Source organism: Facklamia sp. P12932, assembly GCF_050409545.1.
Lineage (GTDB): Bacteria > Bacillota > Bacilli > Lactobacillales > Aerococcaceae > Facklamia.
The window spans coordinates 1-24,977 of record NZ_JBNUPG010000020.1 but is presented as its reverse complement, the minus strand read 5'-3'; the positions used below and the strand labels follow the sequence as shown (position 1 = coordinate 24,977).

The following is a 24,977-nucleotide window of genomic DNA, read 5'->3' as shown; positions in this document are numbered from 1 at the left end:
AACACCTCCATTAAATTCATTTCACACGAATTCAACGGAGGTGTTTTTATGTTTGGCTCACTATTTGGGGGCAGTGCCTTATTAGATCTGATGGCTTTTATAATTTAATAATTTCTGCTTAGTCGGTGGTTAGTTCACCAGGCCAAGAAGGTGCTCCAGGTGTAACATTAGTCACTTGATAATCCATTTTAGATAAGAATTGGCTAGCCCTTTTAGAACGTCCACCCGAGTGGCATACTAAATAGTATTCTTTATCTTGATTAAGAGATGTATATTCATTTGGGAGCTGATTCAAGGGGATGTTTTTAGATCCAGGGATATGTCCTTCTTGGAATTCAGCTTCACCTCGAACATCAATAATATTAAGCGATTTTTCCTGAGATTTTTGATAAAGTTCTTCAATGGAAATCGTTGGGAACATGGTATCTTCCTTTCTGTTTGACATATAAAAGTGATTTTTTATAAATAAGTGGTAGTTTAAGCCAATAAATTATATACTTAACATACCCGGTAGGGTATATTAAACATCAATGCAAAAGATTTGTCAAGTTTTAAAATTTAAGAACAAATACATAAGAGGAGTTTATCATGCATAAAGATAATAATAAGAAAAACCTACTTAATCGTTTAAAACGAGCAGAAGGTCAATTAAGAGGGGTCCAAAAGATGTTAGAAGAGGACAGAGACTGTATGGATATAGTAACCCAACTAACTGCTATTCGTTCGAGTGTGGATCGTATTATGGGCATAATCATGGTTGAAAATTTAAAAGAATGTTTAACTACTGGTGATAAAGATTCAGAAAAGCAGAATCAACGACTAGAGCAAGCTATTTCGATGATTATAAAAAAATAGAGTGTGAGCTATCAAGTAATGAAAGCGAAAGATTTAGTTTTTAGTGAGACATAGATAGCATATTCTAAAAAAAGCTTATACAATAGTATCAGAAAGAGTACAGGAGGTTTTTTGCAAATGATGGAAGGAAAAACTCTTTATCAAACTAAAGTAGTTAATCGAGACGGTATTCAAGGCAAAACCTTTGTTGAAGATCCAGCAGGTTTTGAAGTTAAGGTTTCCAGTCCATTAAGTGAAATAGAAGGTAGTAATCCGGAGCAGCTTCTGGGAATGGCCATAGCAACTTGTCTAAATGCCACCATAGAAGCAGAAGAAATTCGTCGAGGGATTAAACACCAGACTCAAGTATCTGTCTTGGTCGAACTACACCAAGATAATCCCGGCTATCAATTTGTGGTTAAAGTTCAAATCTCTATGCCCCATGTTCAAGCAGATTTAGCTGATTCTATCGTAGAAGTTGCTCTTGAACGCTGTCCCATGCATAAGTTAATGAAAGCTAATGCTACTTACCAAGTTGTTATCAACTAAAAGTGTTCAATCGTTATGAATAAAAAATAAGGGAAAGGGTGTTAGCAATGAAGAAAATTTTACGACTTGGCCTGATGATGGTGACTGGCTTCAGTGGTATGGGGATGGTTCATTCTCCTCATCAAAGTTACTTTGCTCAAGGTGAGAATTTAGTCTTTGCCGAAGAAGCAGTAGATATTCAAGAAGTTCGACAAGCAATGGAACTGTGGCAAGAAACGGTACAATCCTATTCATTAGATGCTCCCCAATATACTATTGTTAGTTTACAGCAAATGGGGCCGGCTAATTTTGATACCTCCTATCATTGGATCATTCCAAAGCTTTACAATGATTATTATGAGAATCTTATTGAATATCAAAGTGTTGAAGAAGACGCGAATCATATTGGCAATTTAAGAGAAATATTTTCACATTCTTTTGGTCTAGAAAAGATGTTGTTAGCTGAATTAAGTTCAGCAGATCAAAAAGCTTTGAATCAATTACGTCTTTTCATAGTCAGTGCGATTATGGAATCTTATCAAGCCGGTATCAATCAGAACTTACCGGGCTATTTTCTATTAGAGGGGACTGATTTTGCAAAAAACATTGTGAAATATTTAGCACTTGATGATCAACATCTCGACCAATTAATTCGCATCAGTCTAGCTTCTAGCTATGCACCAGAAGCCTATAGTTTTGGTTTTGGTGACGAGATGTTTACTATTCCTGAAGAGTTAGAGTATCCGAGTGAACAATATGAAATGTATACCATCACCAACGGAGCATTTGTACAAGATATTGGGGGAACGACTCCTTATTATTTCCATATTCCTTCTGGTAAAATCACAGAGGGTCACTTGGCTAGTCCTGAGCTACATCCTTTAGTAGCTTACGATTGGTCACAAGTATATGGTCGAGTGATTAATAATTATTACCCCAATTATCAAGTCCAGTCATTATCGACTGAAGCAAAAGAGCAATCATTAAATGGGTCATCAAAGCAAAAACAAGCATTGATGACAGCAGTCAGAGACTGGCAAGCAAAAATGGGTCAAAAATATGAGTTTGTCACTCCAGAGACGCCTATAGACTTCTTAGGTGGGGACCTTCCTTTAAAGTCAATGGTAATTCACTTAGATGGTCAGGAACGAAAGGCTCATTATCAAGCTGAACAGCTTATTAATGATGAAATCAATGTCTTAATGGCAATGACTGATATTCGTGATCAAGATAATCCTAGAGCGGAACGACATTTTTATTTATTTGTTGAAGATCAAGGAATCCCAAGAGTTTTGATTACCATGGAAGGACCTGACAATTTAGCGGTTCATCATTTTAAAGACACAGCCAATGTAGAACTTTATCAACTTTTTAAATCCATTTATTAAATCATTAGAAAAAGATAGCTTCTCTTTTGAAGCTGTCTTTTTATATAGTCACTGATTGGCTAATAAGATTGGCAAAGATATTAAGAAACAATATAATGAAGCCATTCAATAATCAATTAGGAGTGGGGAAATGGAAGTAGTAACAGTAACGGCTATCGGCGCTTTGTTAGGTCTATTATTGGCTATCTTATTAATCTTTAAAAAGTTTCCAGTTTTTTATGCTTTATTTATCGGCGCTTTATTCGGAGGATTATTAGGAGGAGCGAATCTAAGTGAAACCATCAGTCTCATGACAAATGGTGCGCAAGGCATGATTACCTCTATCTTAAGGATACTAGCAGCTGGAATCCTTGCAGGTGTTTTAATTAAGACAGGTTCGGCAGCTGCCATTGCCCATGCTATTATTAAGGGTTTGGGAAGCGAAAGAGCTTTATTAGCGATCGCACTTGCTACTATGATTTTAACTTTTGTGGGGGTTTTTATTGATATATCTGTCATAACAGTTGCGCCTATCGCTTTAGAGATTGGTAAAGAATTGGGTTATTCACGGACTGCACTTTTGATGGCTATGATTGGTGGCGGCAAATCAGGTAATATTATTTCACCAAATCCTAACTCTATTGCTGTTTCCGATGGTTTTGGTGTTTCCTTAACTCAAGTCATGTTAGCTGGTCTTATTCCAGCCTTGATTGGGGTGATGTTTACAGCTTGGCTAGCCAAACGATTAATTAATAAAGGCAGTCAAATTGAACAAACAGGAACTTCAAGAGACGATCAAACAGCAGAAAATTTACCTTATTTATGGAAAGCCTTGTCAGGACCTATTTTAGCGATTGTTTTACTATCTTTACGCCCCTTGTTTAATATAATGATTGATCCTATGTTGGCTTTTCCTCTGGGAGGTCTTTTTGGCTTGATAATGGTGGGACATGTTAAGCACTTACAAGAATATACTCAATATGGTTTAAGTAAGATGATTAATGTGGCTATTATCCTTTTAGGAACAGGTTTAATCGCAGGAGTGATTACCAATTCTACTTTAGGAGATGTCCTTACTAATAGTCTAGACTCTTTAGGTTTACCTGCCTATCTTTTAGCACCTTTAGCAGGAATTTTTATGAGTGCGGCGACCGCTTCGACTACTTCAGGATCGGCAGTTGGCTCAGCTGTTTTTTCACCAACTATTCTCTCGTCAGGTGTTTCTCCTATCAGTGGAGCTGCTATGTTACACGCAGGGGCGACAGTATTAGACCATTTACCTCATGGTTCATTCTTCCACGCGACAGGAGGATCCGTATCAGCCGATTTTAAAGAATGTCTAAAACTAATTCCATATGAATCATTAGTAGGTTTCGTTTTAACTATTGTTTCAACCAGTATCTATGGCGTTTTAGGAGGTTAGTAAAATTAATGAAAATTGTGATGGCCTGTGATTCTTTTAAAGAAGCGGTTTCGGCAAAACATGCTTGCCAGGCTATAAAAAAAGGTGTGCAACAAGTCTTTCCTCAAGCAGAAATTCTTCAGCTTCCGATGGCAGATGGAGGTGAAGGTACCGCTGAAGCCTTGATTGATGCGAGTCAGGGAGTTTATTATACAGTCGAAGTGCAGGGACCTTTAGGAGAAAAAATTCAAGCCCGGTATGGTATTTTAGGAGATGGCAAAACAGCCGTAATTGAAATGGCCAGTGCATCAGGCATTCATCTTATTGAAAAAGAAGATCGTAATCCTTTATTAACATCAACCTATGGAACAGGTCAAGTCATTAAGGCATGTCTAGATCGAGGAGTTCGCTCATTTATTTTAGGGATTGGAGGGTCTGCTACGAATGACGGGGGAGCCGGTATGGCTCAAGCCTTAGGCTATCGTTTATTAGACATAGAAGGCCAAGAGATTCCTTTCGGCAACCAAGGCTTATCGCATTTGGATAGGATTGATTGTCAGACTATTCATCCTGGTCTAGAGCATGCTATCTTCAAGGTTGCCTGTGATGCCAATAATCCGCTGTGTGGTCCGCAAGGAGCTTCGGCTGTAGTCGGTCCGCAAAAAGGGGCAAGTCCAGAAATGATTGAAAAGCTTGATGCGAATCTTGAACATTTCTCACGCCTTATTTATCGTGACTTGAATCGTGAAGTGGCTCATATTGCTGGTTCTGGGGCTGCTGGTGGGTTAGGGGCAGGATTATTAGCATTTACTTCTGCAAAACACAAAAGAGGCATCGATATTGTTATAGAAACAGTCAATTTGAAAACAGCTTTACAAGATGTCGATATTTGTTTTACAGGAGAGGGTCAGATTGACTTTCAAACGCAATACGGTAAACCCCTTTTGGAGTCATGCAATTAGCTAAACAAGTAGCTTTTCGGTCGAAAGTGATCGCATTATGTGGTTCTGTCAGAAATGATATTGAAATCTTATATCAGTTAGGCTTTGATGCGATTTTGAGTATTACGCCTGGGCCAAGCTCCTTGCAAGACCTACTAACTCATACAGAGGAAAATTTAACAGCAGTAGCCAAGCTGTTTGTCAACTATTAAAGAGTTAAAAGTAAAATCACCATTGAATAAACTTATTCAATGGTGATTTTTGTTTAGTTTATTGAGCAAGCCAGTGATTAGGTTTGACTTCTTTAAGGATCTCTTCAGCCAACTTTTCTGGATCAACCTGATAATGAATACGTTGACGTTGACGTTCGTAATCAGGATCTGGTAAAGGAATTGCTGAGAGTAAGGACTGGGTATAGGCATGTAAAGGGTTTGCATACAATTCCTCAGCTTCGGCTAACTCTAAAATCCGACCACGGTTCATAATGGCAATGCGATCACTGACATATTTAACCATGGATAAATCATGGGCAATAAAGAGATAGGTTAGTCCTCTTGATTCTTTTAGTTCTTGTAATAAATTGACCACTTGAGCTTGAATGGAAACATCTAAAGCTGATATCGGTTCATCGGCGACAATGAATTTTGGTTCAACTGCTAAAGCTCGTGCTATCCCAATACGTTGACGTTGACCGCCAGAAAATTCATGAGGATAGCGACCAGCGTGATCAATAGTGAGCCCTACATCTTCTAAGAGTCGATTGACTTTTTCGTCTCTTTCCTCTTTTGATTGTGCGAGTCCATGAATATCAATGCCTTCAGCAATAATATCACGAACCTTCATACGAGGATTTAAAGAAGCATAAGGGTCTTGGAAAATCATTTGAATTTCTTTATGGAATTTCAAACGTTCCTTTTTGTTGTAGCTACTCGATAAAGCTTTGTCTTGAAAGATAATTTCACCACTGGTCGGTTGATAGAGGTTAACAATTGCTTTGCCAATCGTTGATTTACCAGAACCTGATTCTCCAACTAACCCAAAAGTTTCTCCAGGAAAGATTTCAAAGGAAACATCGTCTACCGCTTTGACTTCCTTATCAGTTCCTTGGTGGTAGTATTGTTTCAAGTGCTTAACTTGTAGAATAGATGCATGCTTATTCATAATGCTCCTCCATTCCACTCTTATCGGTCTGTGACTGCTTTTCTCGACAACGTTGATATCTTTCTAAGATAGCAGTTGGCGGGGTCATTTTTGGAGCCATTGGGTGGAGTAACCAAGTGGCTGCATAATGTCCAGGATTGACTTCAAACATGGGCGGTTCCTCCTCAAAATCGATAGCCAAAGCATATTCTGACCGATAGGCGAAAGCATCTCCTTTAGGAGGATTTAAAAGGTCAGGTGGGCTACCGGGGATAGCATATAATTGATCTTGTTTGGAAATGGTTGGCATAGCTGTCAAAAGTCCCCAGGTATAGGGATGTTGAGGATGGTAGTAAATATCATCCACTGTCCCTATTTCAACGATTTTACCCGCATACATAACGGCAATTCGGTCTGCTACATTGGCAACCACACCCAAATCATGAGTGATAAAGATAATGGTCATATTCTTTTCTTGTTGAATTTTTTTAAGTAATTCAATGATTTGTGCTTGAATGGTTACATCTAAAGCAGTTGTGGGCTCATCGGCAATAAGCACTTCAGGATCTCCCGCTAAAGCAATCGCTATCACAATCCTCTGTCTTTGACCACCTGAAAATTGATGTGGATACTGATTAATTCTTTTCTCTGATTGAACAATTCCACATAAATCCAAAAGGTTAATGGCTTCTTTACGCGCTTGTGAGTGATTAAAACCGCGTTTACGAATTAAAACTTCAGTAATTTGTCTTCCGATGGTTAGGGTAGGATTGAGGGCGGTCATTGGATCTTGAAAAATCATGGCAATTTTGCTACCACGTATAGCTTCCATTTCTTTTTTAGATAATTTTAAAAGGTCTCGTTTTTCAAATATCACTTCGCCTGCTTCAATGGTCGCATTTTTAGCTAGAAGCCCCATCAATGCACGTGTGGTTACTGATTTACCTGAGCCTGATTCGCCAACAATTGCTAATGTTTCACCGGCATACAAGGATAAGTTGATTCCACGAATAGCTTTTAATTGGCCAGCAAAGGTTTTGAAGGAAATATTTAAGTCTTTAATTTGAATGATAGCCTTATTCATGAAGTCACCTACTCTTTCATTTTGGGATCAAAAGCATCACGCAGTCCATCTGCTAATAAGTTAAAGGACAACATGATTAATGAGATAACAGCTGCTGGATACCACATTAAATGGGGTAAAAAGCGAAAAGTCTTGTAACCTTCACTCAATAAAGTTCCTAAGGAAGCGTTGGGTGCAGGGATTCCAATCCCGATGAAACTTAAAAAAGCTTCAAAGAAGATGGCAGATGGTATAGCAAACATCATTTGGACAATAATAATTCCTAACATATTGGGAAGGATATGTTTTAATAGAATCTTGCCAGTCGATTGGCCTAATACCTTAGCAGCTAAGACATATTCTTGTTGTTTTAAACGAAGTGTTTGCGCTCTTACCACCCGGGACATTGATATCCAAGAGGTGAGAGCAATCGTAATAATAATAGATAGTAAACCGGGCTGCAATACTAAAAGCATCAGAACAACGATTACTAAATTGGGAACACCTGAAATAATTTCCAGTATTCTTTGCATCAGTGTATCTACCTTACCGCCTAGCCAACCAGATATCATGCCATAGGTTACACCGATAATGACATTGATTAGAACAGCAATAAATGCGACTAAAAGTGAAATTCGAGTTCCATATAAAATACGTGAGAGGAGGTCACGACCTAAACCATCTGTTCCAAGATAGTAGTAGGTTCCCTCAGCCACATTGGCATTTTGATAGGCATCAGTCAAAGCACCACCTCGGTTGACACTTTTACCACTAAACCATGAAAAATCTTCTAAACCTGGTATTTTAGGAGGGAGGTTTGCTTGAGCTGGATTTTGTTGGAACGGTGAAGCGGGTGCAATCCATGGGGCTAAAATAGCAAGAAGTAGAATTAAAATAACGAAAAAGAGTGAAATCATAGCACCTTTATTCTTTTTTAATCTCCGCCATGAATCTTGTAGAAAGTTCAGTGAAGGGGCTTCAATTTTTTCGTTGTCTTCACTTTGGATAGAAATTTTCGGTTGAAAGAGCTTTGGATCTATATCCGCTGTGTGTTTTGTTGAAGCATTATTCGCCGTATTTAAAGAATTTTCGATTGGCATCTAGCCACCTCCTTCAACTTGTCGCATTCTAGGATCTATAAAGCCGTATAGAATATCGACGATTAAAATAATAACAACTAATAAGACAGAATACATAATTGTAATTCCCATAATGGTTGGGTAGTCATTCACTAAAATTGACTTGGTAAACTGCTCACCAATTCCAGGAATTGAAAAAATTTGTTCAATTACCAGTGAGCCGGTCATGGCAGCTGCTGTCATGGGTCCTACTATTGTTAATAGAGGTATAATCGCATTACGCAGCGCATGCTTAGTAACTATATAAAATTTTGAAAAGCCTTTAGCGGTTGCTAATTCAATATAGTCAGAGTGAAGCACTTCAATCATCTCAGTTCGAACGAAACGCGCAGACTCTGCCATAGGTGAAATGGCTAAAGCAAGACTTGGAAGAATAGTTGAGGCATAGCCGTCACGCCAGAAAGCAATTGGTAGCCAATCTAGCCAAACAGCAAACAGAAATTGAAGGACCACAGCATAAACAAAGTTGGGAACAGATCTTCCGCCAATAGCAAAAACAGAGGTGAAGGTATCGATCCAAGTGTTTTGTTTAACAGCTGCAATCATTCCTAAGATAGTTCCAATTACCACACCAAAACCCATGGCTTGAGCTCCTAAAATCATAGAGGGGCCGGCTCGATCTAAAATAATTTTAGTAACAGGTAAGTTATTATATTGAAAGGACACCCCTAAATCTCCTTTTAATATATTTGCTAAGTAGGAAAAATAGCGAACAAGTAAAGGTTGGTTGAGACCATATTTTTCATTTAAAAGTTGAAGTTGGGTCTCGGTTAAAAGATCTTGATTGGCAAAAGGGGAACCAGGTAAGAACTGTAAGAGGAAAAAGGTAACGGAAATAATAATCCAAAGCGTAATTAACATATAAAAAACACGCCGGATTATAAATTTTGTGTAGGAATTCATGGTTATCCACCTTTCGTATTTTAAAGTTAAACAGTATAAACCCTTTTGTGTCAATCATGCCATTATTGCTTATATTATCTTTTATTTTAATACAATTAAGTAAGAATTATCCACTTCATGAGCTGATAGAGTCAAAAATTTATAATGGAAAGCCATTAAAATTTAAAGCTTTAGTAGAATATTGGCAGACTATTAATAGTTCTAGCTAATAATACTACATGGCTGTTTAATGATCTAGCTTGTATAATACTTGATAAATGGATAAAGTCCAATAATAATTAAAGCTTTTAAACTAAATAAATTTGTTATTCGAACCATAAATAATTAAAGAATGATTAATTTTAAGGGAGTGACACATGGGTGATATTAAGAAAGCGATTTGTCTCAAAGATTTAGATAGAACAGATATCCGATAGCTAGAATTCGTTGAGTAGAAGCTATTAAACAATCGGATAAGTTAGTGACCTTTGACGACTTTGAACGTAATACTTTAGCAAGAAGGAGAATATCCTAAAGCTGAAATTGAAGGGAAGCAGGCATTATTTGTGGTAAAACTTGAGCCAAGAGAGATGCTTGTGATTCAATCACATGGTATGTTAGATAATATTAGCTATTCTTAAAAAAGAGATTCCTAACGGAAGTTGAGCAGGTTGGTATCTATTGAAAGGATGATAAATACCGAAAATTAGGCTACCTGGTAGTGGATCTTCCACTGCTAGGTAGCCTAATTATTTTAATAAAGAAAGTTTAGAGTTTCATTTATTATAGATTTACTCTGCAGTTCGATATGCAGTTCTTAAATTGATTGTTCGACCAAATGGTAAAACTTCGAAGCCTTTTACGCTAGTATCCAATAAGTAGGTAGTAGATGCTTGATAGAATGAAGACTGAGAAGCTTCATCAGCGACGGCAATCTTTTCTGCTTCAATAAGAGCTTGTCGACGTTTTTCTGGGTCATTGGCAAACTCGTTTCTGGCTTGATCAATTAATTGATCCACTTTCTCATTGGAGTATTGACCAAAGTTGATGCCTCCGTCTGATTCCATTTGTTCTACAAAGTTGATCGCATCTTGATAGTCTGGAGCCCAAGTTCCATAGAAGATATCGAAATCAAGTGATCTTTGTAATTCTAAACGATTTTGTAGAGGGACAGAACGAATTGTAATCGTTAATCCGGGAAGATTTTGCATTAATTGAGCTTGAATATACTCAGCTGTACGACTAGCTAAATCTGAGTCAGAAATTAGTAATTGTAACTCAATATTATCTTGTCCTAATTCTTTTTGAGCTGTTTCCCAATCTTTTTGAGCTGCCTCAATATCGAATGTAAGCATTTCACCCGCTTCTTCACGGTAATCCACGCCTTCATCATTTACATCAAATCCTGAAGGAACGAAACCGTTTAAAGAAGTTGACCCATCTTGAATGACTGACTGGGTATAAGTGTCTTTATCAATCGCTTGAATAATGGCCCTACGCAAAGCAATATTATTGGTTGGTTCTTTGGTGGCATTGAACTGTAGGTGTCCGACAGTTGCTTTAGGAATCTGGTTGAAGAAATCAGCGCCATTGTATTGTCCTACAAATTGATCATTCAAGATAGTATAGTCTAGTTCGCCGGCGTCAAATAAGTCAGCTCCGGTTCCTGTTTCCTTAACAACAGACACTAGGACTTCTTCTAAAAAGACCTTTTCAGCATCCCAGTAATTTGGGTTTTTAATCAATTTCCATTCTAAACTGGTTCCTTCCCATCCTTCAATGAGGAAAGGACCATTCATAGCAATACTGTCTGCGCTTGTTCCATAAGCTTGACCTTTTTCTTCAACTACCTTTTGGTTAACTGGCATAAAACGAGAACCTGTGAGTAATTTTGGTAGATATGGAGCTGGATATTCTAACTCAATTACCAAAGTTTTCTCATCAGGAGCAGTCACTCCTAAATCAGAAAGTTCAGCTTCACCATTACGAACTTTGCTAGCGTTTTTAAACACTTCAACAGAAGAAGAGGTATTGGCGTTATTCGGATCGACTAATCTTTGATAAGTAAAGACATAATCGTTAGCTGTAACAGGGTCACCATTAGACCAAGTTAAACCATCTCTTAAGGTGAAAGTATAGGTTAAACCGTCTTCAGAGATATCGACATTTTCAGCTTGCCCCAATTCGACTTCACTACCAGTTGAAACACGGTAAAGTCCTTCAAAAATTTGTCCGATCATATCTGAAGATGGGGTATCATTATAAAGCATAGCGTCTAGAGTTGCTAGTTCTCCAATCGACATAATAGATAATTTTTGTTCGACATTGGGATCTATTTCTTGAGCTGATATCGGCGCAAGATTTCCTATGAGAAGACCAGTAACTGCGATAGAAATCGTTATAAATTTGAATAGTTTATTTTTCATAAGCTGCTCCTTTTTAATTTTTCTTTAATATAACATAGATAAGTGAAAAACTCACAAAATAAGATTGGGGGGTCGATTAAAAGAGAAATTGATAAACCTTATCTCAAGATTAAGATAAGGTTTATCAATTAGAGATTACATTTGTGCAAGCAAATTTAAATACTTAGAGACCACATCGTAACTGAGCATTACAATTTGTACAAGTGTTACAACCCCCAATATCTTCAACGATTCCTTTACGACAAATTGGACAAGTATCTCCTACTTCTGAACCGTAGACCACATCATCAGTATGACCGCTTTGGGTATAATGATCTTTCTCAGCTAAATCAACTAACTGACGCAATTCTTCAACTTCATCGACAACACGTATTTCTTGATCTTCAACCTCAAAAAGAGCAATATTTTGATCTTTTTCATTTTCCTCTGCTTTGAGAGTAAGAACTTGAGAATCTCTTGAACCATCAACATAAACGGTTCCGCCTTTAGCTTCCCCACTGTATAAACGTTCATATATTTCTTCGACTTGTTGAACAGTATAACCTTTGGGGGCATTCACTGTTTTAGAGATGGATGAGTCTACCCATCGCTGGATAGTTGTTTGAACATCGACGTGTTCTTCTGGCTTTAATTCCATGGCTGAAACAAAAGTTTCTGGTAAGTGATCAGCATCTGCTTCTGGATGACGCTCTAAATATTCTTGAACAATTCCAGCGTTTACTTCAATAAACTTACCTAAACGTCCAGAGCGATAATATTTAAAGGCAAAATAAGGCTCAAGACCCGTAGCTACTCCAACCATCGTACCGGTTGATCCAGTAGGAGCGACTGTTAGTAAGTGAGAGTTTCTAATGCCATGTTCTAAAATACCCTGATGAATGTGCTTAGGTAATTTCTGCATATAACCTGTTGAAATAAAGTTTTGACGCAATTGTTTCGTTTCTTCATCGGTTGAACCTATTAGGAAGGGGAAACTTCCCTTTTCTTTGGCTAATTCAATCGAAGTTTCATAAGCAGTGATCGCAATCGTTTGGAAGACTTTATCAATCAATTGATTACCTGAAGCAGAACCATAACGTTGATTAGTATAGATCAATAAGTCAGCTAGCCCCATAACACCTAAACCGATTCGGCGCTCTCCTAAAGCTTGATGACGATTGGCTGCTAAGAAATAAGGGGTAGCATCGATAACGTTATCTTGCATACGCACACCAACACGAACCGTTTCTTTCAATTTTTCAAAATTAACCGTGTGTTCATCTTTATTAGCCATATTTGCTAAGTTTATAGCTGCTAAATTACATACAGAATATGGAGCTAAAGGTTGCTCACCACAAGGGTTAGTGGCTACGACTTTTTGGCCATAGGCTTTAGCATTGGTATCCTTATTAGCATTATCAATAAAGAAAATACCAGGCTCTGCTGAATAGGTGGCACAAATATTAATCAATTTCCATAGTTCACGAGCGGGAATACTTCGGTATGTTCTGACTGCATAACCCATCTCTTCCCAATCACGTACATCTCCTACTTGATGCCATTGAGTATTATAAGCATGCATTTCTTCTTTATTATAATGTTCGACATCAGGGAAACGTAAGTCCCAATCTAGGTTTTGCTCTACCGCTTCCATAAATTCCGAAGTGATAGTTACTGAGATATTTGCTCCTGTTAAAAAGTCTTCATTGTGGACTTCATAAGCACCCTTATCACGTAAAACAGCTCTAGAATGCTCAATGATATCTACATTAAAGCCACCAAAATCCTCTTTATTTTGATAGGAAGCAATTGTTTCATGCATTACTTGGTCATTAGGAGTGAGTGGAACAAATTTAAGTTTTTCCTGTGCTAGCTTTTGAATTAATTCATCTTCTGTTTGTTCAATTAAATAACGTAGAACGCGGGGGTTTTGCATTTTAGAAATGATAAATTCAATAATATCTGGATGCCAATCTGCTAACATAATCATTTGTGCACCCCGGCGCGAGCCACCTTGCTCAACAAGGTGAGTTAATTGAGCAATATCGTTTAACCAAGAAACAGAACCCGAGGACTTACCGTTTACTCCTCTTGCCAGAGTATTTCGAGGTCTTAGAGTGGAGCCGTTAGTTCCTACACCGCCACCGCGCGACATGATTTCCATTACTTCTTTGCGGTGTTCAGCGATTCCCTCGCGAGAATCAGGGACAAACGGCATAACGTAGCAATTAAAATAAGTAACATCCGTTTGTGAGCCTGCTCCATATAGGACACGACCAGCCGGGACAAAGTTTAAATTAGAAAGCTGATTATAAAAAGCTTCAAAAGAGCTTTCTTGTTTTTCTTTTGTACTTTCAATTTCAGCTAAACCGACTGCATTACGGTGGGCGATTTGTTCATAATATATTTCTAAAGGCTTATCTAAACTGTCAATGCTTCGCAAGATTAAGCCACTAAGGCGCTCTTTTTCGTTTTCAAGATTACCACGGTATTCTTCTTCTAATAAAACAAGAGCTTGACCTTTTTCCCAATCAAGTTCTTGCACAATACCAATACCTCTTGCAGGATAGGATGGATCAGGCTTTACAGTTAAGACTACTAAATCGCCAGCTTTTAGAGTTTTCTTAGCGGTGTCTTTAAAAGAATACCTGTCTAACATAACCATTCGTGAGACACCAGAGTGAGTGATTTTCATTTCCGATGTAACAGGAGTTACTTGAGGGAAATGTTTGATAGCCTCATTAAGATCTTGACGGTTCCATTCGACAGTCTTTGGAATTAAAGTATTCGTTTCCATAATCAGTTCAGCCTCTCTATTAAGATCTTCGATACATTTTGAATATTCTAACAAACATAGCAAGAAACACAATATATAGGATATAAAGATAAAATAAAGCCCAATATATTGTGTTTATTAAGTTCTGTAGTTTAGTATACTTGCTAAAAAACAAAATTTCAATCTTAAAAACACAAACATTGAATGAAATTATACCTATGACTACTTAATCGTGATTAAGAGACAAGTCCAAACAAATAGCTTTTCAAAAATAAAAAGATTGTGTATAATGGTCAAAGAAAGTCAATGTTAAACAAAATTAGCTTGAAGGAGGGTTGAATTTGTCCAGAAAAAATATGTCCGATATAATTGAAGCTTATCTTAAATCCTTCTTGCAAAACGCAGAACATGTAGAGATAAAGCGCAGCGATATTGCTGATCAATTTGACTGTGTCCCTTCACAGATCAACTATGTTATTAATACACGATTTACTCAAGAGCATGGTTATCTGGTTGAAAGTAAACGAGGGGGCGGCGGTTATATCCGTATTTTAAAAACTCAATTGACCTCGGATGCAGATGAAGTTGCTTCAATGTTAGAATTAATTGGCAATCAAATTTCACATCGAAATGGTGTGAATATTATTGAAACGTTGATTGAAAGAGAAATAATCACACAAAGGGAAGGAAGACTTATTTTATCAGTGATTGAAAAATCTGTCCTTCATGCGATTTCAAATCAAGATCAAGTGGCTCGAGCCATGTTGTTAAAAACTTTTCTCCATCAATTACGCTATGAATTAACTAGTTAGCTCTCAGTCGAGGATTATTAAATAGAGGTGAAATAAATGTTTGAAGAATTATTTACAGAAAGTGCACGCCAGGCTATGATGTTTGCAGCCGAGCATGCCTATGTTTTCCACCATCAAGCAGTTGGTACGGAACATATTTTGTTAGGATTAGCTCGTGAAGAAAATGGAATTGCCGGTAAAGTCTTAAGAGATTATGGGGCAGAATATGCTGTGCTTGTAGATGAATTAGAAATGATTCATGGAAAAAGCTTAAAAGCAGGTAGACGTGGTGAAGTGGTCATTCCTTATTCCCCACGCGCCAAAAAAGTAATAATGAATGCCTCTAGTGATGCTAAACGTCTTGGCGCTCCAAAAGTAGGGACAGAGCATTTACTTTTAGGCTTACTGAAAGAAGAAATACTCGCTACGGTATTATTGAAAAATATAGGAATTAATCTGGCAGAATTACGTAAAGGAATATTCGAGGAAATTGGAATTAATCAGCAGAAGCGTTCAGATAGTCAAAGTAAAAGAGGGCGACGTCAACAAAACACGAATACTCAATCTAATACTGCTACTTTGGATGGAGTTTCAAGAGATCTAACACAATTGGCACGCGAAGGTAAATTAGATCCGGTTATCGGTCGCGAAAAAGAAATTCGTCGTATGATTCAAATTATTTCTCGCAGAACGAAAAACAACCCTGTTCTTGTAGGAGAACCGGGCGTTGGAAAAACAGCGATTGCTGAAGGGCTGGCTCAAGCAATGGTGACAGGGAAAGTACCAAGTGAAATTGCTGAGAAACGTCTAATGATGTTAGATACAGCTGCTTTAGTTGCAGGGACTAAATATCGAGGCGAATTTGAAGAACGAATGAAGAAGATAATCGAAGAAATATCTCAAGATGGTAAAGTAATTCTTTTTATAGATGAACTCCACACACTTATTGGAGCTGGAGGAGCCGAAGGAGCAATTGATGCTGCCAACATTCTTAAACCGGCTTTAGCAAGGGGAGAAATTCAAACAGTGGGAGCTACAACCTTCGATGAATATCAAAAGCATATTGAAAAAGACTCTGCCTTAGAACGTCGTTTTTCTAAAATTGTGATTGAAGAGCCTTCTCAAGCTGAGTCTATTCAAATTATAACTGGACTAAGGTCTAAATATGAACAGCATCATCATGTGGAGATAAGTGATGAAGCGATTGAAGCGGCAGTCAAATTGTCCTCACGCTATATGAATGAGCGTAAGTTACCTGATAAGGCGGTTGATTTAATCGATGAAGCATCGGCTAAAGTAAGAATCGAAGAAGGCAAGCAAACTGATAATTTAGCAGAGCTAGAATTGCAACAAAAAAACCTAGCGAATCGTAAAGAACAAGCCATTCTCGACCGCAATTTTGAATTAGCTGCCGATATTCGAAAAGAAGAGCAAGATTTAGAAAAAGTTATTGAGAAGGCTAACAAAAAAGCCAAGAAAAAAAATGAACAAAAAGAATTAAGTTATCCAAAAGTAACCGCTGAACATGTAGCTGAAGTAACAGCACTGGCAACAGGTGTGCCAATCTATCAAATGGATGTAGCGGAAGCTAAACGTTTAGTTCATTTAGAAGCTGAGTTGCATGAACGCGTAATAGGACAAGATTCAGCCGTTTCTTCAGTAGCGCGTGCTATTCGGCGTGCTCGTTCAGGCTTGAAGAGTCCACAAAGACCAATTGGCTCCTTCTTATTCTTAGGACCGACTGGTGTTGGAAAAACAGAATTAGCCAAAACCTTAGCTAACTCCATGTTTGGTTCACAAGATAATATGATTCGTGTTGATATGTCTGAGTATATGGAAAAACACGCCGTTTCTCGTTTAGTCGGTTCTCCTCCAGGATATGTCGGTTATGACGAGTCTGGACAATTAACTGAAAAAGTTCGCCAAAAACCATATTCAGTGATTCTACTAGATGAAATTGAGAAGGCGCATCCAGATGTCTTTAATATCTTATTACAGGTTTTTGATGACGGTCATTTAACAGATGGTAAGGGTCGTCGGGTCGACTTTAGAAATACAATTATTATCATGACATCTAATATCGGTGCTACTGCTCTTCGCGACGAGAAGTCAGTTGGCTTCAGTGCGGTTAGCTTTGCTGATGACTTTAAAGCGATGGAAAAGCGTATCTTAGAAGAGTTAAAACGTGCTTTCCGTCCAGAATTTTTAAACCGTATCGACGAAACGATTGTCTTTCACTCATTGGATAAAGAACATATTAAAGAAATTGTTAAACTTCAAACCAATGAGATTGTTAAACGATTAGATGAATTAGAAATTAATGCGCGTATAACTGATACAGCAATCGATATTATAGCGGAAGCAGGATTTGATCCAGAATATGGAGCGCGTCCAATCCGCCGAGCTATTCAAAAACAAATTGAAGATGAATTAAGTGAGATGCTCTTGAATGGAGATATTGCTTTAGGAGATAAAATAACAATTGGTGGTCGCTCAGGATCCATTCGGATTAACAACCGATCAAAATAGCTGGAAAAATCGATGATCTTATCTAGAATAGTAGCCGAGTAAGCCTAGCTTATTCAGCTACTATTTTTTGATTATAATAATTGATAGTCTATCAAAAGCTGAAAGCATTTTACTATCTATTTTATACGTTTAGTGATAAGGTTTATATGAAGTAAAAAGAAATTAATAAAGAGGTGGAATATATTATGTTGAATAAAAAGAACAGATTGACCAATATCATCGCTGGTACAGCAATTGTTGCAGCCGTTACAGGCGTTATTCTTTATGCATATTTAGATGATGATGCTAATGAACGTGTAAGAGGCATGATTAACCGTGAGAAAGTCAAAGCTTATGTTAAGCATCAATTAAAAGGCTCCGATCATTTAGTGAATATCGTAAATGACCTTTCTGATGAAGAAGTAAATACTTTAGTAGGTATTGCTAATAAGACTAAGGCCACTCAGTCTCAAATGAGTGAAGGTTTTATTCAGATTATTAACCGTGCTAAAGAACTAGCTGATGATGCTGGTGAAAAAATGCATAATCTGTTTTAATAATTACAGATATATAGTCAAAAGCAACCTATAGATGGAGGTTGCTTTTTAATTTGAAATACTTTTATTTAAATAGGAGTCAGTGAATGGAGAATTTATTATTTAAAGAGTTGGATTCAAATCAACAGGTCCAGCATAAAAAATGGATGCTTGAAGCAATTAAGGAAGCAAAAAAAGCTGAAGCAATTGGTGAGGTGCCGATTGGAGCTGTCGTTGTATACAATGATGAAATAATTGGAAGAGGCTTTAATGTTAGAGAAAGTCAGCACCAAGCTACAGGTCACGCTGAAATATTAGCGATAAATCAAGCTAATGAAAGGCTACAAGCATGGCGGCTTCAAGGGGCTAAATTGTATGTAACTTTAGAACCTTGTCCAATGTGTGCTGGAGCATCTGTGTTAGCGAGACTTGAACAAGTAATTTTTGCTACCAGAGATCCTAAAGGGGGTTGCAGTGGCAGCTTAATGAATTTATTACAAGAGGAACGCTTTAATCATCAAGTGGAAGTTATTGAGGGGGTTTTAAAAGAAGAATGTAGCCAGATGATGTCTAATTTCTTTAGACAACTGCGACAGAAGAAAAAAGCAAAGAAGAAAGACAAGGCGAAATAGGAGGATGTCCACAGAAAAGTTGTGCAAAAGACGACTTATGCACAACTTTATACACAGGCAAGAGATGAACCTTAGCTCTAAAACATGAATTTTACAAAAGGAGCCATTCATGCTATACTATAAAAAGGCAATGATGGATTCACGAACCGAGTCAGGACCGGAAGGTAGCAGCTATAAGTGATGAAGTCATGTGCCTATTTTATTTTGTCTAATTTCCTTATTAGATAGGCTTTTACAGTATTTTTTAAACTTAAAGGGTAGCAAAAAGATAACTTCTTATATTCTTGAATATTTTTATGAGGTCATCAAAAGCTATCATAACAACACATAATCTAAGCGCTGTCACATTGTTGTAAATGTGTGAAAGTGACTCATGCGCCTTTTTGTCTTGATCGTCTATTTTATAAGCTTCTGAGGGGATCTATATCTAAAAGAGAGTACTCCTAGAAGATTATATAATTGAGAGTACATACCATGGTGAGTGTTTTTTTACTTTTAAGAGACAAGCTAATAATATAGTTAATGTTGATTAAAAAATAGATTATTATATAGTTTAAACTTGTTGCAAAGGTTGATGATATTAAGTATATATAAATAAATACTTATTAATTTGCTAATCAATATAAAGATATATCGAATGTTTGTAGGGGTATTTTGCATAAGAAACTAAGCGACATACCTATAAGGGTGCATGGGGGGGAAATTACCTTTAGTATATTTAGTATTATAGGCGCCTTGAAAATCGTTTTTGATTTAATGTAATTTTCCACCTTATAAAGGTGTTTTTTATTCTCTGAAAAAATTGCATGTAAATTTACAAAATATTTACAATGAATTTACTTAAAGTTAATACTAGCATGCTATATTTTTGTCAACGGTCACTTTAAAAGGATCGATAACAAAGGAGGAAGCACCATGAAAAAAGTAATTAAGAAATTGATGGTGGGATTACTATCAGCTTCAATGTCAGTAGCGAGTGTATTACCTTTAAGTCAAACTGTTCAAGCTGCAGAGCCAGTTAAATTATCATTCTGGCATGGAATGGGAGGCTCTGTTGGAGAAGCTTTACAAAAACTAGTAGATCAATATAATGAATCTCAAGATGCGGTGGAAGTTGATGCACAGTATCAAGGGTCTTATGACGAAACATTAACCAAATTACGTTCTTCTGCTTCAGGATCAGAAGTGGGTGCAGATGTGGTTCAAGTATTTGAAGTTGGAACAACCTTTATGATTGATTCAGGTTTAACGGTTCCAATTCAAGATTATGTAGATAAGACAGATTTTGATTTAGATTTATTGGAGCCTAATTTATTGGCTTATTTCACTATTGAGGATCGATTACACTCGATGCCTTTTAATAATTCGACCCCTTTAATGTACTATAATAAAGATATTTTTGATAAAGCTGGCGTAGAAGTTCCAACAACCTTAGAAGACTTAATTGAAATTGGACCCAAATTACAAGAAGCTGGTGCCGCTATGCCAGCATCTATCGGAATCTATGGTTGGTGGATTGATCAATGGTTTAACAAAATGGAAAAAGAAATCTTTGACCATGCTAACGGACGCGATGGAGCACCTGAATCAGTGGCCTTTATTGAAAATGGAGGTATGGAAAAGATTTTAACCATGTGGAAAAAAGGTGTGGATGCGGGTGTTATGCCTAACGTAGGTCGTGAGGGTGGACATCCAGAATTTATTGCAGGGCAATCAGCTATTACTTTTGGTTCCACTGCAAGTTTACGTCAATTGTTAACTGAAGTAGATGGGCGTTTTGAAATTGGTACGGCTTATTATCCTGGTATCGACTCAGAAGATAAGGGTGGCGTATCCATTGGAGGCGCTTCTCTTTGGATGATTGAATCAGATGATGAGGCTAAAAAAGATGCAGCTTGGGACTTTATTCAATTCTTAGTATCTCCTGCCTCACAAGCACAATGGAATGTTGATACAGGATATTTCCCAGTTAACCTAGCGGCCCACGAGGAGCAAAACTTTAAAGACAATTTAGAAGCATTCCCGCAATTCCAAACAGCGATTGATCAGCTGCATAATTCGACCGCAGATGATCAAGGGGCTTTAGCAGGTGTTGCTCAAGAAGCGCGTCAAGTTTTTGAAAATGAACTTGAAAAAGTTATTAATGGTGAAACAGATCCTAAATCAGCTGCACAAGCTATGGCAGATCAAATCAATAAAGCGATTGAAAACTACAATCAAGCCAACCAATAATTTAATGAATTAAATGTATAGATAATCGAGGGAGCTTCATTATTGGTGTTCTCTCGATTTTTTATGTGGAAGATTTTTGATGGGAAGAGGTGGAAAGATGGAAGAAATTGTAATCATCGAGTCAAAGAGAAGTACTTGGGAAAAAGTAAAAGGATATGGCTATTTACTCCCAGCGATGACAATCTTATCTATATTTATGTTCTGGCCATTTTTTCAGACCATTTATCGGAGTTTATTTTTGACCAATAATTTAGGACAAAATGCAGAATATCTTGGTTTGGGGAATTATACAGAACTTTTTGCAAGTGAAAGCTTTTGGAACAGTGTTTTAGTATCTTTTAAATTTGTTATTATAGTTGTTTTTGTAGGCGTTGTATTAGGCTTTATTACAGCACTTTTATGTCAAAAAACATTCCCAGGAATTAAAATTTTTTCAACTTCATACGCTATGCCAATGGCAATTGCGTCTGCTGGAATGGCCATGATTTTTCAAGTGATGTTAAATCCAACGGTTGGGATTGTGAACCGGATTTTGGGAACTTATATTAATTATCTCTCTCAACCAAGCAGTGCCTTATTAGTTGTGGGTATTTTGACCGGCTGGTTGAATTCAGGGATGAATTTTTTGTATTTCTCATCTGGCTTAGCCAGCATTGACGATTCTCTTTATGAATCAGCTTCGATTGATGGGGCAAACGGGATTAAGAAATTTATTTATATAACCATTCCATCATTGAAGCCAACCCTTTTTTTCGTGGTTGTAACCAACGTTATTAACGCTTTCCAAGGGTTTGGACAGATAAATATTTTAACCAAGGGTGGGCCAGGTCAAGCAACGAATGTGATTGTTTATGATATTTATCGAAATGCCTTTATGAATTATCGCTATGGCTATGCTTCAGCCGAGTCAGTTGTTTTATTTTTAATCGTTATGATCTTGACCATTATCATGTTTAAAATCCGTGGAAAGGAGAGTGCATAATGGCAGAACTTATTAAAGAAAATAAGGACAATAAAATTAAAAAAAGACGCGAATCAATCACTGTATGGAGTATTGTACGATTGCTTTTAAATATAGTTATGTTACTGATTGTTCTTTCGCCTTTATTGTACGGGCTAATGATGTCCGTTAAACCTTCTGGAGAGTTATACGATCCAGAAAGTGTTTGGTTTCCTAAAAATCCTACATTAACTAACTTTCTTGATGTTTTTAAAATAGCACCGATAGGAATTTATATAAGAAATTCAATGATTGTTGCAGTAGCCATCACTCTTAGTCAGTTAATAACTTCTGTCTTAGCTGCTTTCGCCTTTCGCTTTTTGAACTTCAGAGGTAAAGGGCTGTTATATGCATTGATCCTATCGACAATGATGATTCCAGGCGAAGCCGTTATTATTTCGCAATTCTTAATGATTTCATCTTGGGGTTGGAATGATTCCCTCTACGTGTTAATCATACCCTTTATTATTTCAGCCTTTAATATCTTCTTATGCGTTCAAGCCTTGCAGAGCTTTCCTTATGAAGTGTATGAAGCTGCTAAGGTAGATGGTTGTACAGATTTCAGATTTGTTTTAACCATTTTGATGCCTTTGATTAAACCAACCTTAGGAGCTATGTCTGTTCAATCATTCTTATCGGGATGGAATATGTATATGTGGCCTTTACTAGTGACAAATAATGATCAGAATCGTACCGTTCAGATAGGTATTAGCATGCTGAATTCGGTGGATTCACAGTCACTGGTTTTAATGGTAGCAGGGGTTATGATCTGTATGGTTCCAAGTCTGCTTATTTTTATTGTTGGATCAAGGAATATGGTAAAGGGACTTACGGCCGGAGCAGTGAAAGGATAAGGAGAGAATATTTATGGCGAAATTAAGTTTAAGAAAAGTTGCTAAAATCTATGATGATGGCTTTAAAGCAGTCAAAAATATTGATTTGGAAATTGAAGATAAAGAGTTCATCGTATTAGTAGGTCCTTCTGGCTGTGGCAAGTCAACAACTTTACGTATGATTGCTGGTTTAGAGAGTATTTCAGAAGGAGAACTCTGGATTGGTGATTTAAGGGTTAATAACTTACAGCCAAAAGATCGTGACATTGCCATGGTTTTCCAATCTTACGCGCTTTATCCACATATGAATGTTCGTGATAATATGGGATTTTCAATGAAGATGAATGGAATCAGTAAAAAGGATCGTCAATTACGCGTAGAGCAAGTTGCTAAAGCGCTTCAGTTAACGGAACTACTTGACAAGAAACCAGGCGCTTTATCAGGGGGACAACGTCAAAGAGTGGCTTTAGGTCGAGCTATGGTGCGAAATCCTAAGGTTTTTCTATTAGATGAGCCTCTATCCAACTTAGACGCTAAATTACGGGTATCGATGCGGTCTGAAATTACCCAGTTGCATCGTGAATTAGGAACGACCTTTGTTTATGTTACCCATGACCAAACAGAAGCCATGACAATGGGAACGCGAATAGCTGTGATGAATGCTGGAAGTATCGAACAATATGACACACCGGCCAATTTGTATTATAATCCATGTAATAAGTTTGTTGCTGAATTTATTGGGTCACCCATGATTAATATGTTCAATGGTAGATTAGTCATTAAAGATGGGAAAGTAAACCTTAAAATTGCTGATCAATCGTTTGAGCTCGCTGAAGAAGTTAAAGATCAGTTGCTTGTTGAAGTAGAAGACCAGGAAGTTTATATTGGCATTCGCCCGGAGGACATGCACCATAAGGCCGAGGGTTTAAACACCTCAGGTTTGAATGTTATCGCTAAAAATGTTGAGCAAGTAGGCTCTGACACTTTTGTTTATTTTGATCATCCTACTTCTAGTCGGGAGTTGGTGGCTCGTTTTTCACCGGCACGTCCTGTTAAAATTGGCGAAGAAGTTCAAGTTCAGTTGGACTTGAATAAAATCATGTTGTTTGATCAGAAAACAGAAGCGTCGATACTCAATCGAATAGTGGGAGAGGATTTTGATAAATAATGGTAAAAATTATTGGACATCGCGGTTATTCTGGAATATATCCTGAAAACACCATGTTAGCTTTCAAAGAAGCGGCAAAATTTCCGATTGAAGGCATTGAGTTAGATGTCCATTTAACCAAAGACCAAGAGGTAGTCATCATTCATGATGAAGCGATTGATCGCACTTCAACAGGTAGTGGCTATGTAAAAGATATGACCTTAATTGAATTACGTCAGTATAACTATTATGCTAACTTCAAAGAAACACAAGTTAAGTCCGCAAGAGACATTCAAATTCCGACTTTGCGCGAATTTTTTGAATGGATGCAGCCTCTAGATATTAAAGTTAATATCGAGTTGAAAACTAACATTTTTCGCTATGAGGGTCTTAATGCTAAAGTTTTAGAATTAATCAGGGAATTTAAATTAGAAGATCGTGTTTTGATTTCATCTTTTAATCACCACAGTGTGCGTGATTTTATGCGCCTAGCAGGGGATAGTAAAATTGAATACGGCTTTTTAACGGCGTCGGGTCAATTAAACCCTGGTAAATATTGTAAGGAACATGGTGTCGGTCATTATCATCCTGCTTTTGTGACTTTGGACTTAGAAGATATTGAAGAATGTCATCGTCAGGGAGTCGAAATTAACACTTACACAGTCAATGAAGCTGATCATATCCAGATGATGATTGATGCGGGTGTGGATCGCATTATAACCAATTACGTTGAAAAGGCCTTAGATTTGATTTAAGAGATAGAAAAGGGGCTGTATCATAAGTCTCAAACCGAAAAACCACTATAAACGTTGTTTAAACAA

Annotated in this window: 20 protein-coding genes, 1 other RNA gene and 1 pseudogene; 15 read left to right on the top strand and 7 right to left on the bottom strand. The window is 37.3% G+C overall.

Features of this window, described 5'->3' with window-relative positions; all coding sequences use genetic code 11:
* Window positions 1-118: 118 nt before the first annotated feature.
* Window positions 119-421 carry a rhodanese-like domain-containing protein gene (locus tag ACQV2P_RS07430; RefSeq protein WP_428875062.1) on the bottom strand — a complete coding sequence of 101 codons (303 nt, stop codon included), beginning with the start codon at window positions 419-421 and terminating at the stop codon, window positions 119-121.
* A gap of 167 nt (window positions 422-588) precedes the next feature.
* Between ACQV2P_RS07430 and ACQV2P_RS07425 the strand changes: the two genes are divergently transcribed.
* The 5 genes and pseudogenes from ACQV2P_RS07425 to ACQV2P_RS07405 all read left to right on the top strand — a co-directional run bounded on the left by ACQV2P_RS07425 (window position 589) and on the right by ACQV2P_RS07405 (window position 5,284).
* Window positions 589-855 (top strand): metal-sensitive transcriptional regulator, encoded by a 267-nt coding sequence (locus tag ACQV2P_RS07425; protein ID WP_428873085.1) that lies wholly within the window; start codon window positions 589-591, stop codon window positions 853-855.
* A gap of 117 nt (window positions 856-972) precedes the next feature.
* Window positions 973-1,383: an OsmC family protein gene (locus ACQV2P_RS07420; protein WP_428873086.1), complete on the top strand. Its 411-nt coding sequence runs from the start codon at window positions 973-975 to the stop codon at window positions 1,381-1,383.
* 47 nt (window positions 1,384-1,430) lie between these two features.
* Window positions 1,431-2,750: a DUF4767 domain-containing protein gene (locus tag ACQV2P_RS07415; RefSeq protein ID WP_428894821.1), complete on the top strand. Its 1,320-nt coding sequence runs from the start codon at window positions 1,431-1,433 to the stop codon at window positions 2,748-2,750.
* A gap of 130 nt (window positions 2,751-2,880) precedes the next feature.
* Window positions 2,881-4,152, top strand: a complete 1,272-nt coding sequence (locus tag ACQV2P_RS07410; protein ID WP_428894820.1) for a GntP family permease — start codon at window positions 2,881-2,883, stop codon at window positions 4,150-4,152.
* 8 nt (window positions 4,153-4,160) lie between these two features.
* Window positions 4,161-5,284: pseudogene (locus tag ACQV2P_RS07405) on the top strand (glycerate kinase).
* Between the two features lie 58 nt (window positions 5,285-5,342).
* Here ACQV2P_RS07405 and ACQV2P_RS07400 read toward each other — a convergent pair.
* From ACQV2P_RS07400 to ACQV2P_RS07375, 6 genes are all read right to left on the bottom strand, one after another.
* Window positions 5,343-6,233 (bottom strand): ABC transporter ATP-binding protein, encoded by an 891-nt coding sequence (locus ACQV2P_RS07400; protein WP_428894819.1) that lies wholly within the window; start codon window positions 6,231-6,233, stop codon window positions 5,343-5,345.
* Complete coding sequence (locus ACQV2P_RS07395; protein ID WP_428873091.1) at window positions 6,226-7,296, bottom strand: ABC transporter ATP-binding protein; 1,071 nt, start codon at window positions 7,294-7,296, stop codon at window positions 6,226-6,228. Before ACQV2P_RS07395 ends, ACQV2P_RS07400 begins: the two co-directional genes overlap by 8 nt.
* A gap of 8 nt (window positions 7,297-7,304) precedes the next feature.
* Window positions 7,305-8,375 (bottom strand): oligopeptide ABC transporter permease, encoded by a 1,071-nt coding sequence (opp3C, locus tag ACQV2P_RS07390; RefSeq protein WP_428873092.1) that lies wholly within the window; start codon window positions 8,373-8,375, stop codon window positions 7,305-7,307.
* A complete protein-coding gene (locus tag ACQV2P_RS07385; protein WP_428873093.1) occupies window positions 8,376-9,317 on the bottom strand; it encodes an ABC transporter permease in 942 nt (313 codons plus the stop codon).
* 770 nt (window positions 9,318-10,087) lie between these two features.
* Window positions 10,088-11,722 carry a peptide ABC transporter substrate-binding protein gene (locus ACQV2P_RS07380; protein ID WP_428873094.1) on the bottom strand — a complete coding sequence of 545 codons (1,635 nt, stop codon included), beginning with the start codon at window positions 11,720-11,722 and terminating at the stop codon, window positions 10,088-10,090.
* A gap of 163 nt (window positions 11,723-11,885) precedes the next feature.
* Entirely contained in the window at window positions 11,886-14,498 is a 2,613-nt protein-coding gene (locus ACQV2P_RS07375; protein WP_428894818.1) for a vitamin B12-dependent ribonucleotide reductase, read from the bottom strand.
* 320 nt (window positions 14,499-14,818) lie between these two features.
* Here ACQV2P_RS07375 and ACQV2P_RS07370 point away from each other — a divergent pair, with 320 nt between their 5' ends.
* The 10 genes from ACQV2P_RS07370 (at window position 14,819) to ACQV2P_RS07325 (ending at window position 24,911) form a co-directional block, all read left to right on the top strand.
* Window positions 14,819-15,289, top strand: coding sequence for a CtsR family transcriptional regulator (locus ACQV2P_RS07370; protein WP_428876239.1), 471 nt, complete (start codon window positions 14,819-14,821; stop codon window positions 15,287-15,289).
* A gap of 36 nt (window positions 15,290-15,325) precedes the next feature.
* A complete protein-coding gene (locus ACQV2P_RS07365; protein WP_428873097.1) occupies window positions 15,326-17,797 on the top strand; it encodes an ATP-dependent Clp protease ATP-binding subunit in 2,472 nt (823 codons plus the stop codon).
* Between the two features lie 185 nt (window positions 17,798-17,982).
* A complete protein-coding gene (locus ACQV2P_RS07360; protein WP_258437020.1) occupies window positions 17,983-18,333 on the top strand; it encodes a hypothetical protein in 351 nt (116 codons plus the stop codon).
* Between the two features lie 86 nt (window positions 18,334-18,419).
* Window positions 18,420-18,944: a tRNA adenosine(34) deaminase TadA gene (gene tadA, locus ACQV2P_RS07355; protein ID WP_428873098.1), complete on the top strand. Its 525-nt coding sequence runs from the start codon at window positions 18,420-18,422 to the stop codon at window positions 18,942-18,944.
* Window positions 18,945-19,061: 117 nt separating this feature from the next.
* Window positions 19,062-19,152, top strand: an RNA gene (gene ffs / locus ACQV2P_RS07350) — signal recognition particle sRNA small type.
* Between the two features lie 707 nt (window positions 19,153-19,859).
* Window positions 19,860-21,176, top strand: coding sequence for an ABC transporter substrate-binding protein (locus ACQV2P_RS07345; protein ID WP_428894817.1), 1,317 nt, complete (start codon window positions 19,860-19,862; stop codon window positions 21,174-21,176).
* Window positions 21,177-21,273: 97 nt separating this feature from the next.
* Window positions 21,274-22,158, top strand: a complete 885-nt coding sequence (locus tag ACQV2P_RS07340; RefSeq protein WP_428894816.1) for a carbohydrate ABC transporter permease — start codon at window positions 21,274-21,276, stop codon at window positions 22,156-22,158.
* Entirely contained in the window at window positions 22,158-23,030 is an 873-nt protein-coding gene (locus ACQV2P_RS07335) for a carbohydrate ABC transporter permease (RefSeq protein ID WP_428881957.1), read from the top strand. Before ACQV2P_RS07340 ends, ACQV2P_RS07335 begins: the two co-directional genes overlap by 1 nt.
* A gap of 13 nt (window positions 23,031-23,043) precedes the next feature.
* Complete coding sequence (locus ACQV2P_RS07330; RefSeq protein ID WP_428873102.1) at window positions 23,044-24,177, top strand: ABC transporter ATP-binding protein; 1,134 nt, start codon at window positions 23,044-23,046, stop codon at window positions 24,175-24,177.
* Complete coding sequence (locus ACQV2P_RS07325) at window positions 24,177-24,911, top strand: glycerophosphodiester phosphodiesterase (RefSeq protein ID WP_428894815.1); 735 nt, start codon at window positions 24,177-24,179, stop codon at window positions 24,909-24,911. The genes ACQV2P_RS07330 and ACQV2P_RS07325 overlap by 1 nt, the downstream gene beginning before the upstream one ends.
* Window positions 24,912-24,977 lie beyond the last annotated feature (66 nt).

Coding starts and splice junctions, on each gene's coding strand:
- ACQV2P_RS07430 (WP_428875062.1), bottom strand. CDS start 421: ATGTTCCCAACGATTTCCATTGAAGAACTTTATCAAAAATCTCAGGAA.
- ACQV2P_RS07425 (WP_428873085.1), top strand. CDS start 589: ATGCATAAAGATAATAATAAGAAAAACCTACTTAATCGTTTAAAACGA.
- ACQV2P_RS07420 (WP_428873086.1), top strand. CDS start 973: ATGATGGAAGGAAAAACTCTTTATCAAACTAAAGTAGTTAATCGAGAC.
- ACQV2P_RS07415 (WP_428894821.1), top strand. CDS start 1,431: ATGAAGAAAATTTTACGACTTGGCCTGATGATGGTGACTGGCTTCAGT.
- ACQV2P_RS07410 (WP_428894820.1), top strand. CDS start 2,881: ATGGAAGTAGTAACAGTAACGGCTATCGGCGCTTTGTTAGGTCTATTA.
- ACQV2P_RS07400 (WP_428894819.1), bottom strand. CDS start 6,233: ATGAATAAGCATGCATCTATTCTACAAGTTAAGCACTTGAAACAATAC.
- ACQV2P_RS07395 (WP_428873091.1), bottom strand. CDS start 7,296: ATGAATAAGGCTATCATTCAAATTAAAGACTTAAATATTTCCTTCAAA.
- opp3C (WP_428873092.1), bottom strand. CDS start 8,375: ATGCCAATCGAAAATTCTTTAAATACGGCGAATAATGCTTCAACAAAA.
- ACQV2P_RS07385 (WP_428873093.1), bottom strand. CDS start 9,317: ATGAATTCCTACACAAAATTTATAATCCGGCGTGTTTTTTATATGTTA.
- ACQV2P_RS07380 (WP_428873094.1), bottom strand. CDS start 11,722: ATGAAAAATAAACTATTCAAATTTATAACGATTTCTATCGCAGTTACT.
- ACQV2P_RS07375 (WP_428894818.1), bottom strand. CDS start 14,498: ATGGAAACGAATACTTTAATTCCAAAGACTGTCGAATGGAACCGTCAA.
- ACQV2P_RS07365 (WP_428873097.1), top strand. CDS start 15,326: ATGTTTGAAGAATTATTTACAGAAAGTGCACGCCAGGCTATGATGTTT.
- ACQV2P_RS07360 (WP_258437020.1), top strand. CDS start 17,983: ATGTTGAATAAAAAGAACAGATTGACCAATATCATCGCTGGTACAGCA.
- tadA (WP_428873098.1), top strand. CDS start 18,420: ATGGAGAATTTATTATTTAAAGAGTTGGATTCAAATCAACAGGTCCAG.
- ACQV2P_RS07345 (WP_428894817.1), top strand. CDS start 19,860: ATGAAAAAAGTAATTAAGAAATTGATGGTGGGATTACTATCAGCTTCA.
- ACQV2P_RS07340 (WP_428894816.1), top strand. CDS start 21,274: ATGGAAGAAATTGTAATCATCGAGTCAAAGAGAAGTACTTGGGAAAAA.
- ACQV2P_RS07335 (WP_428881957.1), top strand. CDS start 22,158: ATGGCAGAACTTATTAAAGAAAATAAGGACAATAAAATTAAAAAAAGA.
- ACQV2P_RS07330 (WP_428873102.1), top strand. CDS start 23,044: ATGGCGAAATTAAGTTTAAGAAAAGTTGCTAAAATCTATGATGATGGC.
- ACQV2P_RS07325 (WP_428894815.1), top strand. CDS start 24,177: ATGGTAAAAATTATTGGACATCGCGGTTATTCTGGAATATATCCTGAA.